This is a genomic window from Rhodococcus sp. 05-2254-5 (assembly GCF_002258575.1).
GTDB classification, from domain to species: domain Bacteria; phylum Actinomycetota; class Actinomycetes; order Mycobacteriales; family Mycobacteriaceae; genus Rhodococcoides; species Rhodococcoides fascians.
Genome location: NZ_NOZG01000007.1, coordinates 167,053 through 180,916, shown reverse-complemented (window position 1 = coordinate 180,916; position 13,864 = coordinate 167,053). Strand labels below are relative to the sequence as shown.

The 13,864-nt window shown below is 62.9% G+C and carries 12 protein-coding genes; 8 read left to right on the top strand and 4 right to left on the bottom strand.

The window, feature by feature from the left end:
* Positions 1 to 24 precede the first annotated feature (24 nt).
* Genes CH278_RS06135 through CH278_RS06115 form a run of 5 tightly spaced genes read left to right on the top strand, consistent with a single transcriptional unit; the run spans position 25 to position 3,597 of the window.
* On the top strand, positions 25 to 1,029 hold the full coding sequence (locus tag CH278_RS06135; RefSeq protein ID WP_094621441.1) for a dioxygenase family protein: 1,005 nt from the start codon (positions 25 to 27) through the stop codon (positions 1,027 to 1,029).
* 33 nt (positions 1,030 to 1,062) lie between these two features.
* Complete coding sequence (gene tatA / locus CH278_RS06130) at positions 1,063 to 1,269, top strand: twin-arginine translocase TatA/TatE family subunit (RefSeq protein WP_032366957.1); 207 nt, start codon at positions 1,063 to 1,065, stop codon at positions 1,267 to 1,269.
* Positions 1,266 to 2,045 carry a twin-arginine translocase subunit TatC gene (gene tatC / locus CH278_RS06125; protein ID WP_094621440.1) on the top strand — a complete coding sequence of 260 codons (780 nt, stop codon included), beginning with the start codon at positions 1,266 to 1,268 and terminating at the stop codon, positions 2,043 to 2,045. The genes tatA and tatC overlap by 4 nt, the downstream gene beginning before the upstream one ends.
* Positions 2,033 to 2,482 carry a preprotein translocase gene (locus CH278_RS06120; RefSeq protein WP_094621439.1) on the top strand — a complete coding sequence of 150 codons (450 nt, stop codon included), beginning with the start codon at positions 2,033 to 2,035 and terminating at the stop codon, positions 2,480 to 2,482. The genes tatC and CH278_RS06120 overlap by 13 nt, the downstream gene beginning before the upstream one ends.
* Positions 2,483 to 2,532: 50 nt before the next feature.
* Positions 2,533 to 3,597, top strand: a complete 1,065-nt coding sequence (locus tag CH278_RS06115) for an isopenicillin N synthase family dioxygenase (RefSeq protein WP_094621438.1) — start codon at positions 2,533 to 2,535, stop codon at positions 3,595 to 3,597.
* Positions 3,598 to 3,609: 12 nt separating this feature from the next.
* On the opposite strand, the gene CH278_RS06110 is transcribed toward CH278_RS06115, so the two are convergent.
* From CH278_RS06110 to CH278_RS06095, 4 genes are all read right to left on the bottom strand, one after another.
* Positions 3,610 to 5,052, bottom strand: a complete 1,443-nt coding sequence (locus CH278_RS06110) for a sugar transferase (protein ID WP_094621682.1) — start codon at positions 5,050 to 5,052, stop codon at positions 3,610 to 3,612.
* A gap of 166 nt (positions 5,053 to 5,218) precedes the next feature.
* Positions 5,219 to 5,926 (bottom strand): GAF domain-containing protein, encoded by a 708-nt coding sequence (locus CH278_RS06105; protein ID WP_094621437.1) that lies wholly within the window; start codon positions 5,924 to 5,926, stop codon positions 5,219 to 5,221.
* A gap of 215 nt (positions 5,927 to 6,141) precedes the next feature.
* A complete protein-coding gene (locus tag CH278_RS06100; protein WP_032367380.1) occupies positions 6,142 to 6,897 on the bottom strand; it encodes an IclR family transcriptional regulator in 756 nt (251 codons plus the stop codon).
* Complete coding sequence (locus CH278_RS06095) at positions 6,894 to 8,339, bottom strand: APC family permease (RefSeq protein ID WP_094621681.1); 1,446 nt, start codon at positions 8,337 to 8,339, stop codon at positions 6,894 to 6,896. The genes CH278_RS06100 and CH278_RS06095 overlap by 4 nt, the downstream gene beginning before the upstream one ends.
* Before the next feature lie 457 nt (positions 8,340 to 8,796).
* On the opposite strand from CH278_RS06095, the gene CH278_RS06090 reads away from it, so the two are divergent.
* The 3 genes from CH278_RS06090 to CH278_RS06080 all read left to right on the top strand — a co-directional run bounded on the left by CH278_RS06090 (position 8,797) and on the right by CH278_RS06080 (position 13,797).
* Positions 8,797 to 10,230, top strand: coding sequence for an aldehyde dehydrogenase family protein (locus tag CH278_RS06090; RefSeq protein WP_373557322.1), 1,434 nt, complete (start codon positions 8,797 to 8,799; stop codon positions 10,228 to 10,230).
* Between the two features lie 172 nt (positions 10,231 to 10,402).
* On the top strand, positions 10,403 to 11,863 hold the full coding sequence (locus tag CH278_RS06085) for an APC family permease (protein WP_032366964.1): 1,461 nt from the start codon (positions 10,403 to 10,405) through the stop codon (positions 11,861 to 11,863).
* Positions 11,860 to 13,797 (top strand): primary-amine oxidase, encoded by a 1,938-nt coding sequence (locus CH278_RS06080; RefSeq protein ID WP_094621435.1) that lies wholly within the window; start codon positions 11,860 to 11,862, stop codon positions 13,795 to 13,797. The genes CH278_RS06085 and CH278_RS06080 overlap by 4 nt, the downstream gene beginning before the upstream one ends.
* The last annotated feature ends 67 nt before the right edge of the window (positions 13,798 to 13,864 follow it).

Below are 13,864 nucleotides of genomic sequence, written 5' to 3'. Positions count from 1 at the left end.
CCACATCGAAGGAGACAGAGCGCGATGCCTCGCATTCCCGAACCCACGAACACCCCCGACGGACCCGCGTACGAAGGTCGACTGCTCGACCGTCCCGACGAGGAGGTGGTCGATCAGGGTGCCGCGTTCGACATCACCACCCTGTTGACCCGCCGACGCGTTCTGAGCATCGTCGGTGCCGGTGCCGGAGCACTCGCCCTCGCGGCGTGCTCGAGCACGTCGAACGCCGGAAGTACCACCACCACAGCTGCATCGACGACGGCGACCACCGCCTCGGCCACGAGCGAGATTCCGCAGGAGACCAACGGCCCGTATCCCGCCGACGGCACCAACGGCGTCAACGTTCTCGAAGAATCGGGAATCGTTCGTCGCGACGTGACGTCGAGCCTCGACGGCGGCACCACGATCAGCGGTGTCCCACTGTCGTTCACGTTCACCGTCACCGACATGGCGAACGACAACCGCCCCTTCGAGGGGGCAGCGGTGTACCTGTGGCAGTGCGACGCGAACGGCAAGTACTCGATGTACTCCGAGGGTGCCGAGGACGAGACGTACCTGCGCGGTGTGCAGACGGCCGATGCGAGCGGGAGCGCCACCTTCGACACCATCGTGCCCGGCTGCTACTCCGGCCGCTGGACGCACATGCACTTCGAGGTCTACCCCGACGCAGCGTCGGCAACCAACGCGGAGAACGCAATTGCCACGTCGCAGGTTGCCTTCCCCCAGGAGATCCTGAACGACATCTACCAGCTCGACACCTATCCGGGCTCTTCGACCAACCTGGCCCAGCTCGGCAGTCTCGACAACGACAACGTATTCGGTGACGGCTACGACCTGGAGATGGGCACCTTCACCGGCGACCCCACGAGCGGCTACGTCGGCTCGCTGGCAGTCGCGATCGACACCACCACCGAACCCGCCATGAGCGCAGCGCCTTCCGGCGGCGGTGCGGGCGGCGGGGGCGGACAACCGCCGATGGGCGGCACACCCCCGGCCGGCGGACCTGCCGGAACCGCTCCCACCAACTGACCCTCCCCGACACTACCCACCGAAGGAAACATCATGTTGCACAACCTCACTGGATGGCACGCCCTCGTCGTTCTCGCCATCGTTCTGCTCGTGTTCGGTTCGACCAAACTCCCCTCGCTCGCCAAGGGTGTCGGTCAGTCGATGCGCATCCTGAAAGACGAAGTGCGTGAGGACAAAGCGAAGACATCGGCGACGCCCGACGACGTCTCGGTCCCGGTTCCGTACCGACACGCCTCATGACCGCAGCCACCGCCGTGCGGGGTGCGATGCCCCTTGCCGGGCACATGCGCGAGGCACGTCGCCGTGCGATCCGTGCGGCGGTGTCGCTGCTCGTCGGCGTCATGATCGGCTTCGCGACCTCCGATCGGATTCTCGACATCCTCCGCGGCCCCGTCGAGGAACTGGCGCTGTCCCGCCAGGCCAGCCTCAACTTCGAGACCGTCACGGGCGCATTCGATCTCCAGCTGCGGATCGCACTGTTCACCGGCGTTCTCGTGTCGAGTCCGGTGTGGTTGCGGGAGATCTTCGCTTATCTCACTCCAGGATTGACCCGTCGCGAGAAAAAGTATGTTCTCGGATTCTCCGCGGCTGCTACCCCACTGTTCGTCGCCGGCTGCGCATTCGGGTTCACCATCTTCCCTCGTATGGTGAGCGTGCTCGCGGGCTTCTCCTCCGACGAGGACAGCACCATCCTCAACGCGTCGTACTACGTGGATTTCGTCATGAAGATCGTGCTGGCAACCGGTATCGCCTTCGTCCTGCCGGCAGTGTTGGTGATGCTGAACTGCCTCGGCATCGTCTCCGCGCACAGGCTGCGCAGCAGTTGGCGTGTCAGCGTGGTGGCGATCGCCCTGTTCAGCGCGCTGGTCACCCCCGCGGCCGACGTGCTGTCCATGTTCCTCGTCGCGCTGCCGATGGTCACCCTGTTCGGCGCGGCTCTCGCGATCACCGAGATACACGACAGACGATCGTCCAGACGTGCTACTGCACAGGAGAATTCATCATGTTCGGCCTGACATTCGAGAAATTGTTCCTCGTCGCGATCATTGCGGGGTTCGTCCTCGGCCCGCAGAGACTGCCCGGCTACGCCCACCGACTCGGACGGGCGGTGCGCACGCTGCGGCACTTCGTCGACAGCACCCGCAGCACGGCGGAGGCCGAGATGGGCGTCCCGCTGCGCCGCAGCGAGTGGGAGTCGTTGGACCTCAGGCAGTACGACCCACGCCGCATCGTCGCCGACGCACTGCGAGAGAACGACGCACTGCGAGAGCACGACACGGGGACTCCGACCGATCCGGAACTGGTCGCAGAGGCCGCACGAGTGCGACCCGGTCAGAAGTATCTGATCACCGGACCGTCATCGCATCCGCGTCGCGTGCTCATCGAGTCACTGCCCGAGAACGATCCACGCCGGATCGCTGCCGAGGCATCGACGCGCGAGAATGCGTGCTGAGGCGGTAAATTGTCGGCTCAGCAGCCAGGACTACAGGAGTGTGAACGCCGATGTCCGATCACCGTGCAGACGAGTTCGAGATCCCCACGATAGACATCGGCCCCTTCGTCTCGGGCAGTACGGCCGATGAGGGGGCCCGAGCTCGTGTGGTGGCCGAGATCGACGATGCCTGCACCCGTTCCGGATTCATGCAGATCATCGGGCACGGCATCGGAGACGATGTGCTCGACGGTCTGGCGCGATCCATCGACTCGTTCTTCGCTTTGCCGCTTGCGACCAAGAACGAGTACCGGATACCCGACGCGAATCGTGGATACAGCCCGCCGAAGAGCGAATCATTGAGCCTCAGTGTGGGAGTCGAGTCGGCGTCGCGAATGAACGACTTCTTCGAGGCATTCAATGTGGGGGTGGAAGCGCGGTCCTTCGACTCCCTCGATCTGGACGAATCGGATTACGGGATCAACGTGTGGCCCGACGAGCTGCCAGATTTTCGCCGCGACGTCGACAGATATTTTGCCGAGGCGTCTCGGGTCGCCCGCACTCTCACCGGAATCTTCGCTGCGGCACTCGAGCTACCGGTCGACTTCTTCGACACGCTCACCGACCACTCGATCGACGTGCTGCGGATGAACAACTACGCCCTGCCCGAGGGCACGGTCACCCTCGACGGTGACCTCACCGGGATGGGCGAGCACACCGATTTCGGGATCGTGACGGTGTTGTGGGCCGACCAGGTGGCCGGTCTTCAGGTGCTGGGTACCGACCGCGTGTGGCACGACGTCACTCCTCGCGACGGCGCGCTGTTGGTGAACCTGGGAGACCTCACTGCGCGATTGACCAACGACCGGTGGCTGTCCACTCTGCATCGCGTCAAGCCACCCGTCGTCGACGGCACCATCGTGCGTCGGCGGTCGGCAGCGTTCTTCCACGACGGCAATGTCGACGCGGTGATCTCCACCTTGCCGTCGCACCTGGACGCGGATTCCGGCCTGGCCTACGAGCCGGTGTCGGTACGCGATCACATCGCCGCCAAGCTCGCCGGATCGCGGCAGGGCAAGGCGAATGTCGGCGCGGTCCGCGAGGCCGCACGCGTACGCGCGGCGAAAGGCCGATGACGGACGCTTGGGTCAGTCTTCCGACCTCTTGAGCACGGCGATGCACGTCAGAAAGACGATCTTGATATCGAGCCGGAGGGACCAGTTCTCGATGTAGTAGTTGTCCCATTCCGCACGATCCGCGATGGGGGTCTGACCGCGTAGTCCGTTCACCTGAGCCCATCCGGTGAGACCTGCTTTGACGCGATGTCGCTCTCCGTAGCGTCTGATCTGCGCTGCGAACAGATCGACGTACTCCGGCCGCTCGGGACGGGGGCCGACCAGGCTCATGTCGCCGCGCAGCACGTTGATGAGCTGCGGCAGCTCGTCGAGCGAGGTCTGCCGCATGATCTTGCCGATCCGGGTGCGTCGATCCACGCCTTCCACACCGCCGGGTGCCGCTCCCTCGGTCCGGACGAAGTCTGCATCGGAGTCACGTGGTGGCCGCATGGATCGGAACTTCAAGCAGTCGAACGGAACTCCGTCTCGGCCGATTCGTTCTTGCGCGAAAAAGATGGGCCCGGGGGAACTCGCCCGTACCAGCACGGTGAGCACAAGGAACACCGGCGACAGCAGCAGCAGAGCCAGTCCCGCAGTGACGCGGTCCAGCGCGCCCTTGAGGACGAACTGCCACCCCCTCGGGTCGACGTGCCGCAACACCATCAGGGGCAGCCCGCCCAGATGCTCTATGCGCGCGTGCATTCCGACGGTGTCGAACATGCGGGGTACGAGCCAGACGCGGGCACCGGCATGCTGTGCCGCACGGATCGCGTCGACTATTTGTTCGTGCGGAGCCGACGCGAACGCGATCACCACCTCTTCCACCCGATGCGCTCGGAGTATTCGAGTCAGGTCGGTGAGCGGTCCCAGATACGAAAGCCCCTGTTGCACAGAGGGGTCGACGTCGGGCGAGGAGTCGACTGTCCCGACGAGATCCATCCCATATTCGGAGGACTGCTTCATTCTGCGCGCCAGTTGCTCTGTGACGGGACCACTACCGACGATGACAGTCGGTGCACTCGCATGGTGCTTCGCGCGAAGCCAGCGCTGCCCCCACGCCCGTGCCAGGCACGCGATCGCGAGCGCAACAGCTGCGCACAGCCACACACGGACCATGACCGCACCTGGGCGATAGGGAGTCTCGATGGCCAGAATCAGGGCGAGCGTGATCAGGGTCGCGAAAGCGACGGCGGATTGCACCGGGCCGATTTCATCGATGAAGTTTCGTCGAAGCCCACGTCGGTAGAGCTTTCTCGACGCGAGCAGCACCAAGACCGTGGGCACGAACAACCATGGGTACCACCCCAATGCAGAGACGCTACCGGAGCGCCACTGGACGCCTTCGGCTACGCCGATGGCGGCGGCGAGCGCGTCGAAAAGAACGGTGAGGATCGTACGAACAGAGTTGCTCCGTATTCGATCCGATACGTTCCTCCCGAAGCGGGCTTTCACTGACTGCGGTGTCGATATCGTCATCGTCGATCCGCGCGAGTTCGACTCGATATCCGGTCCTTCCACGTTTCATGTCCTCAGAGCGGTGACGCCGTTCGGCAGTCGACATTTCGTACAGCGAAGACATATCACCCTTCACGTTCTCCCGGCGTGCAACGCAAGCATTGTCACTGTCGAAACAGCGCTGCTGTCAACGAATTCGCTGTTGAATGAGCCAGGCGATGTCTTCAAGGGTCTTCACGTGGCCCGACGTCCATTTACGTGGCCGGTAGTCCCACACATCCAGCATTCCGACGGTGAAACCCGCGTCGGACTTGATCGGCGCTGCCATATAGGCGATCAGATCCGCAGTCGCATGATCCCTCAATAGCGCATGCTCTCGAATGTCCTGCGCTACCAGCGTTTCGCCGGTTTCCACCACGACACGGCACGCCGACCGTTCCACCGCTACGGTCTGTGGTTGCGCTGCCGTTCCCGATGTTCCGACGCTGGCTTTGATGAATTGCGTGTGATCGTCGACGAACGAGATCGACGCACCCTGTGCTCCCATGGCTCGCAGTGTCATCCGGGCCAGTTTGTCGAACTGCTCGTCACGAGAACTGCCGATCATGCCCGTAGCTCGTACCGCGGCGAGACGGTCGACGTCGCCGATCTGCAGGTACGTCTGCGGAAGCGACGTCGAATCAGGGTCGGACAACTCGATGTTCTCGTACTCGAAGCTGCGGGCGTCCGCGAGCACGGCGGCCACTTCCGGTGAGGACTCTCGTTCGAGTTCGGTGACGAGGCGAGTGATGATTGCCCGACGTGCGTAGGTGTTGAGGGACTCGCCGGCCTTGTCGGCATGGTGCGTCAACAGCCTGTTGATTCGATCTCCGAATCCGGTTCTTCCCAAGTCCACCTATCGGACGGTAGTTCACTACGCGCTGTTGCGCGCAGCGATCGGACGGCGACCCCGGCTCACTGGAGCCTGGCTCGTGTGTTCTTGTTTCGATCCGGTTCAGCACGAATGGGGATGGGTGGTTCTTCGTTGATCGACAATTCCTATGATGAACCGCTTGACTTCTTCGGCCGCAATTTGATGCCGGTCTCGTAGTCCATTGCCGATTGGGAACCTCAGACGAGCAGTGGCACCAATCGCGTTGCAGTCTCGACCATCGACGGGACACAACGCCGCAACGCGTGCTCGTGCTGGGCACTACCGGACAATGCGAGACCGGCGAACAGCGATCCGGATGGGGTTCTCAGCGGCACGGCGATACATGCAGTGCCGAAGGCAATTTCGTTGACCTGTTGTGAGAACCCCTCCGCTCGGACCGTGGTCAACGATGCTGCCAGTTCGCTACGCGTCACTATGGTCGCGCGCGTGATCGCAGCCAATCCGGATGCCGATAGCAGCGACAGGGGGTCGTCCTTCTCGGCGAGAAGCATCTTGCCGAGGGCGCCTGCGTGCAGGTTCCGATTGAGGAACGATTCGTCGTGCTGCAGTGGGTATTCGGGGTCTTCGTCCGCGATCCGGATGCCCGAGTTGGTGAAGTAGGCCAAATGTACGCCGAACCGCACGGTGAGTCTGAATTCGGCGAGCAGCTCCCTTGCTGCAGTGCACACCGTCGGTGCTACTGCTGCGTCGATCAGCACTCCGACTTTGTGACCGAGCGCAAATCCGGACAGGTCCGGCAGACGTACAAGATATCCCTCCCCAGCGAGGATGTTCAGTAGTCGGTACGTGGTGGCCGACGGCAGGTCCAGCTCGGCAGCAACGGTTTTCGCCGTGATACCGGTACCGCCTCTGGCCACGGCCTCGAGAACTCTCAATGCACTCTGGACCGCCTTCGGTTGTCGGCCCGAGAACGAGCTGTCTCCGCCGCTCAACTGCGCACCTCCCACGGACGGTACCGAGATACGACGTCGTCGGCGATTGTCTCGTCGTACACACCCACCCGTTCCAACACCCCGCGTTCGGCCCGCCACCGAACGAGAAGGACTCCGAAACCCGCGGCGATCAGTGCCGAGTACACAGCTGTTCCCACGCCCGACGTGTAGGCCGGCGACACCGCTGCCCACACCACCACCGCGGCCAACAGAAGTGCTGCCCCTCCCGAAACGAGCAAAGGGACAATCGTCAACTCGCCGATTCTGCGCAGAAAGCTCGGTGCAGCGACACACACCAAGATGTACGCAACGACATATCCGTGCGCTGAGACTGTCAACAATCCCAACAGGACCTCTCTGGTCGATGCAGCGAACAGTTGGTAGATCACCGGTACTGCGACGATCACCGGCATCACCACGGCGAGAGCGACATGCGGGGTGTCGAACCGTCGATGTGTGCGCCCCATGGCGGTCGGTGCGACGCCTTCGCGTCCCATCGCGAACAGAATGCGCGACAATGCTGTCGTCGATCCCAGCACGCATGCGAACCATGAGGCAGTGATCCCGAGTTCCATGATGACCGACAGCGCGCCGGCCGCTGCGCCGGACGAATCCGGCAGAGTCAACACCATGGCCAACATCTCGTTCTGGTGCACGGGAGCTGATAGCTGCGCGCCCGCCGCGCCCACGTACAGCACACCGAGCACGATCGGCGTCCACCTGATCGCACGCGGCACCGACGTGAGCGGGTTGCGAGCCTCGCGCGCAACCGTTCCCGCGCTCTCGAAACCTACGTAGGACGTGATGGCAAGCAGGACAACGAATCCGATGCTGGCCGGGCTGCCCTCCCCCGCCGGCGGATCCGGACCTGCCGGAACCCCGCCGACGGTCTGAACGAACACGACTGCCAGCACTACGGCCGCGACCACGATCGCGAATACTTCGACGGCAAGAGTGATGCGAGTGGAAAAGCGGATGCCTCGAATCATCAAGATCAGGGCCACCGCGCCCACGACAACCGACAGGAAGGCCACCGTCGCCGTTCCTGTCTGCACCCCCAGTCGACCGAGAAGAACAGTCGAATAACTGGCTGCACCGAGCACGCTCGCCATAGCTGCTGCGGCATAACCGATGACCGACGACCACCCGGCTGCGAAACCGGGAACTGCGCCGAGCCCCTTGGCAACATAGCTGTACAGGCCGCTCACCGAGACCATGCGCTCGGCGAACACCCCGACGCTGTAGCCCACCAAGGTCACCAACAGGGCGGCAGCAGCGAAGACCGCGATCGTTGCTCTTCCGGCGTCCGGAATCACGAGCGCCGGGAGGGTCACCATCACCGCAGAGGGAGCCACGGCGGACACCGATTGAGCGAGCACCTGCGCGAACGTCAGTCGTGCCCGTCCGAGTCCCGCGACCGGTGAACGAGTCCGTATCGACATTTTCTTGTTCACTGGGCACCTCTTCTCTGGGTCACGATCCGACGCGGCGGTCGATGCTGCACGATAGCCCGTCCGTTGGTTACGAATCTGCGAAAGCAGTGAACGCTTGGTTGCCTCGAATGAGAATGCGAGCGCACCCGGGACGCGAATGCCGCCGGTCGGCACATCGGAAGTGCCCCTGACATGGTCGCGGTGCGCATCTCGAAATGAGAATGCTTCCTGCAGTCGAATGAGAATTACTTCGGGGCACATACTCACTCGAAATTTGCGGTGACCTGGAGCACGCATTGTTCTACTGTCGGTTTCGGGACGCCTGACGAGCCAGGTTATTCAGGCCCAACGACACTCTGCCTCAGTAACTTTCGATCCGACTGTAAGGAAATCCGTGACTTCAGTAACGAGCTCACCAACCGGTCTTCGTTCCGATGTACGAGACTTCATCTCCACGCCCAAACAGATGTTCATCGACGGATGTTGGGTCGACGCCGCCTCTGGAGAAACGTTCGAGACGGTCGACCCTGCTACGGGAGAGGCGATTACCACCGTTCCACATGGCCGGGCCGAGGACGTAGATCGTGCGGTCTCGGCGGCTCGCCGGGCGTTCGATTCCGGCGAGTGGCGGCGGGTCACGCCTGCGGAACGCCAGCGTTTGTTGTGGAAGATCGGGGAGGGCATCCTCGCTCGGGCCGAGCAGTTCGCGCAGCTCGAGTCGATCGACAACGGTAAGTCCGTGGCTGTCGCTCAGGCAGTCGATGTCACGTGGGCGGCCGAGATCTTCTTCTACTACGCCGGGTGGGCCACGAAGATCGAAGGACGCACGATTCCGGTGTCGGTGCCGTGGGCTCCGGGTGGCCGATTCCACGCCTACACACTGCGCGAACCGATCGGTGTGTGCGCGCAGATCATTCCGTGGAACTTTCCCCTCGTCATGGCCGCGTTCAAGGTCGCACCTGGCCTGACGTGCGGCAACACCCTGGTCCTCAAGCCGGCCGAGCAGACGCCGTTGACGGCTCTACTGCTCGCCGAAGTCATCGCGGACGTCGGTATTCCCGATGGTGTCTTCAATGTCGTCACCGGTTTCGGCGATGCCGGGGCCGCGCTGTCGTCCCACCAGGACGTGGACAAGGTTGCCTTCACCGGTTCGACCGAGGTCGGCAAGAAGATCGTGCAGGCCGCCTCGGGAAATTTGAAGAAGGTCTCACTCGAACTCGGCGGCAAGAGTCCTCAGGTGATCTTCGCAGACGCCGATATGGAATCGGCCATACCTGGGGTTGCCAGCGGTTTCCTGTTCAACCACGGGCAAGCCTGCACCGCGGGAACACGTTTGTTGATCGAGGATCGAATCTTCGACGAATTCACCGAAGGTATCGCCGATTTCGCACGTTCACAGAAAATCGGGCCGGGCATGGACCCGACCAACGACATCGGCCCACTCATCTCGGGAGAGCAGCTCGGCAAGGTCACCGGTTACATCGACGCAGGTATTGCCGACGGCGCTCGTGCACTTGCAGGCGGAAAGCGCCACGGTGAGCATGGCTTCTACGTCGAGCCCACCTTGTTGGTCGACGTGCGGAACGATTTCAGCGTCTATCAGGAAGAGATCTTCGGACCCGTTGCCGTCGCAGTCCCGTTCTCACCCAGCGAAGGTGTGCGGGCTGCAGCGAACGACACTCCGTACGGGTTGGCGGCCAGCGTGTGGACGCGCGATGTGTCCAAGGCGCACGATGTCGCCGCAGAAATCAAGGCCGGGACGGTGTGGATCAACTGCCACAACGCTTTCGACACCGCCCTGCCCTTCGGGGGCTACAAGCAGTCCGGTTGGGGTCGTGAACTCGGCGAGGGTGCCATCGGCGAATACACCCAGGGCAAGTCGGTGAATATCTCACTCTGAGACGGTGCGGGGTGGGTGATGTTACGGCCGCCTCGATGCGAATGAGAATTCGTCACCCACCGCTCCCGTTCGCTGTCGAGCAACTGTGACGCGCCGGCAATTGCTTCGACCAATCTGCCGACCACGCTTGTGTCCACGAACCTCCTACTCTTTCGAAAGATACGAGAACACCATGACAACAACATCTTCCGCCGCGGGTCGCGCCGCCCCGAACGGGGGCCCGCCGACGTTGAGCGGCACGCTCGGACCAGGTGCCATCGTCTTCATGGTCGTGGCCGCCGCTGCCCCGTTGACCGTCATCGCCGGCACCGTGCCGTTGGGCATCGCCGTCGGAAACGGCGCAGCGTACCCCGCGTCGTACGTCGTGTGCACGGTCGTTCTGCTGCTCTTTGCCGTCGGCTTCACGACGATGGCCAAGCACGTACCTGGTGCCGGTGCCTTCTACACTTACATAACACGTGGTCTGGGCCGCCATGCCGGCCTCGGTTCGGCGTTCCTTGCACTGCTGTCGTACACGGCCGTGCAAGGTGCGGTATACGGATACATGGGTGCCGCGATCAACGACTTCGTCACCACCCACGGTGGGCCCGAAATACCGTGGTACGCATATGCCGTCGCCGTGATGGCAGTGGTCGCCACACTCGGCTACCGCCACATCGACCTGTCCGGCAAGATCCTCGGCGTTCTGTTGATCTGCGAAGTCGGCGTCGTGCTGGTCATCGACGCCGCCGTGATCGCTCACGGTGGCGGAGAGACCGGACTGTCCACCGCCGCGCTGAACCCCGGCGAATTCTTTTCCGGCGCACCGGGAATTGCGCTGATCTTCGCTATCGCAGGCTACATCGGATTCGAGGCGACTGCCGTCTTCCGCGACGAGGCTCGCGACCCCGCACGTACGATCCCGCGAGCCACCTACCTGGCCCTGATCATCATCGGCGTGTTCTACGCTGTCTCCAGTTGGGCCATGGTGAGCGCGTGGGGCGATGACGGTGCCGTCGCGATCGCCACGGACAATCCCGAAGGAATGATTACCGAGACCGCGACCCGCTACGTCGGCGCGGTCGCCGGCGACCTGGTTCAGATCCTGCTGATCTCGAGTCTCTTCGCGGCTCTGCTCGCCTTTCACAACGTGCTCGCACGCTACATCTTCTCCCTGGCGAACAGTTCCGCTCTGCCCGCTCGATGCGGACGTGCCCACGTCAAGCACTCTTCCCCCTACATTGCATCCGTCGTTCAGACCGTGTCCGCGTTGGTCCTCGTGCTGGTTTCGGCAGTCGCCGGGCTCGACCCCGTTACCGAGGTGTTCGCGTGGTTCGCCGGTGTGTCCTCGGTGGGGATCGTCGCCTTGATGACCATCACCTCGGTGGCCGTGCTCGTCTATTTCCAGCGCAACGACGTTATCTCGCGCCCTTGGAACACTGTTGTCGCACCGCTACTGGGGCTCGTTGGACTGGCCGCGCTACTGGTGATGACAGTCATCAACCTGCCGCTGCTGGTCGGCGGCTCGACCACTCTCGCGGCGCTCATCGCCGTACTCCTCGTCGGAGTTTTCCTCGGGGGCGTCGTCGTCGCCGTCCTTCGTCCACACGCTGCATCCATCGACTCCACACAGAACAAGGAACCCGCACGATGACAATGCTCGACTCTGACATCACTCAACGGACCGTCACGCACCCGCTGAGTACGTTGACTGCCGACGAAATCACCACTGCACGAGAAATTCTCAGCGAAGCCGGGCTCGTGACGACGTCGACGCAGTTCGTCTACGTCGGTCTCGACGAACCAGAAAAATCGGTGGTGCACGCCTTCGAACCCGGGTTGGACATCGACCGACGGGTTCGGGCACTACTCCTGGACGGTGCCACCGGAATCGGAACCGACAACATCGTCTCGGTGACCGCAGGGGAAGTCGTCACATCGACCATCATCGATACCGCGAACGACGGGCACGTACCCATTCTCGATGCCGAATTCGACGACATCGAATCGTTCATGCTCGAGAGTGCAGACTGGCTTGCTGCCATGAAACTCCGCTCGCTCGACCCGTCGAAAGTGCGCGCAGTTCCCCTCTCGGCCGGGGTATTCGGGCACGAGGACGAAGTGGGCCGCCGCATCGTTCGAGTGCTGGCTTTCTACCAGGAAGACGAGGCGGATCTGCCCTGGGCGCACCCGATCGACGGCGTCGTGGCCTACGTCGACCTCACCGGACGCAAAATTCTCAAGGTCGTCGACGACGTCGTACTGCCTGTTCCGGCCGAACGCGGCGAGTGGAACGCCGAACCGCACGCCTCCACCACCCGTACCGACCTCAAGCCGATCGAGATCACCCAACCCGACGGAGCAAGTTTCTCCGTCGATGGCAACGAAATCACCTGGGCCGACTGGAAGTTCAAGTTCGGTTTCGATGTCCGAGAGGGACTGACGCTGCATCAGCTCTCGTTCAACGATGGTGGCATCGAGCGACCCGTCATCTACCGAGCCTCGATAGCCGAGATGGTCGTCCCCTACGCCGACCCCTCGCCCGTGCGGTACTGGCAGAACTATTTCGATCAGGGTGAGTACCTGTTCGGCCGCTACACCAACGCCCTGGAACTGGGGTGTGACTGCCTCGGTGAGATCCAGTACTTCGACGTCACCGTCGCCGACGAATCCGGGCATCCCAAGGTCATGAAGAACGCGATCTGCCTGCACGAGGAAGACTACGGAATCCTCTGGAAGCACACCGACCTGTTCAACGGTATGGCCGAGACGAGACGATCACGCCGACTGGTCATCTCGTTCTTCCTGACCATCGGCAACTACGACTACGGTTTCTACTGGTACCTCTACCTCGACGGCACCATCGAGCTCGAAGCCAAGGCCACCGGAATCGTGTTCACCTCGGCCTACCGAGGCGAGGACGGCTTCTCGACCGAAATGGCCCCCGGTCTGGGCGCACCATTCCATCAGCACCTGTTCTCGGCCAGATTGGACATGGAAGTCGACGGGCAGACCAACACGGTCACCGAGGTGGACGCGGTGCCGGTGCCGATCGGCCCGGACAACCCGTGGGGCAACGCGTTTCGTCCCAAGAAGACCACGATTCGCAGCGAGGCCGACGGGCAGCGTCTGGCCGACAATTCAAAAGCCCGGGTCTGGCACATCACCAATCCGGAGAAGCAGAACAGACTCGGCCAGGACGTCGGTTACGCGCTGCATCCCGAAGGTCAACCGGTCTTGCTTGCCGATCCCAGCAGCTCCATCGCTTCCCGCGCAGCGTTCGCGACCAAGCACCTGTGGGTCACACCGTACGACAAGAAGGAACGTTATCCGGCAGGTGATTTCGTCAACCAACACCCCGGAAACAGTGGCCTGCCCGCCTATGTCGTACACGATCGCAATGTCGAGGGTGAAGACTTGGTTCTCTGGCACACCTTCGGGCTGACGCACTTCCCGCGGCCCGAGGACTGGCCGGTCATGCCGGTCGACTACGCCGGATTCAAGCTCAAGCCGGTGGGATTCTTCGATCGCAACCCCACCTTGAATGCGCCGGCGTCCACGGCGAAGCACTGCTGCTCCGAGGAGTGACCATGGAGACGCTTCTCCCCGTTCGCCCCGCCCGAGTATGGGCGGGGCGGGCGGGGTCCGTCCTGGC

Excerpts from the sequence above, each read along its gene's own strand:
- CH278_RS06135 (WP_094621441.1), top strand. The coding sequence starts at position 25 with ATGCCTCGCATTCCCGAACCCACGAACACCCCCGACGGACCCGCGTAC.
- tatA (WP_032366957.1), top strand. The coding sequence starts at position 1,063 with ATGTTGCACAACCTCACTGGATGGCACGCCCTCGTCGTTCTCGCCATC.
- tatC (WP_094621440.1), top strand. The coding sequence starts at position 1,266 with ATGACCGCAGCCACCGCCGTGCGGGGTGCGATGCCCCTTGCCGGGCAC.
- CH278_RS06120 (WP_094621439.1), top strand. The coding sequence starts at position 2,033 with ATGTTCGGCCTGACATTCGAGAAATTGTTCCTCGTCGCGATCATTGCG.
- CH278_RS06115 (WP_094621438.1), top strand. The coding sequence starts at position 2,533 with ATGTCCGATCACCGTGCAGACGAGTTCGAGATCCCCACGATAGACATC.
- CH278_RS06110 (WP_094621682.1), bottom strand. The coding sequence starts at position 5,052 with ATGACGATATCGACACCGCAGTCAGTGAAAGCCCGCTTCGGGAGGAAC.
- CH278_RS06095 (WP_094621681.1), bottom strand. The coding sequence starts at position 8,339 with ATGTCGATACGGACTCGTTCACCGGTCGCGGGACTCGGACGGGCACGA.
- CH278_RS06090 (WP_373557322.1), top strand. The coding sequence starts at position 8,797 with ATGTTCATCGACGGATGTTGGGTCGACGCCGCCTCTGGAGAAACGTTC.
- CH278_RS06085 (WP_032366964.1), top strand. The coding sequence starts at position 10,403 with ATGACAACAACATCTTCCGCCGCGGGTCGCGCCGCCCCGAACGGGGGC.
- CH278_RS06080 (WP_094621435.1), top strand. The coding sequence starts at position 11,860 with ATGACAATGCTCGACTCTGACATCACTCAACGGACCGTCACGCACCCG.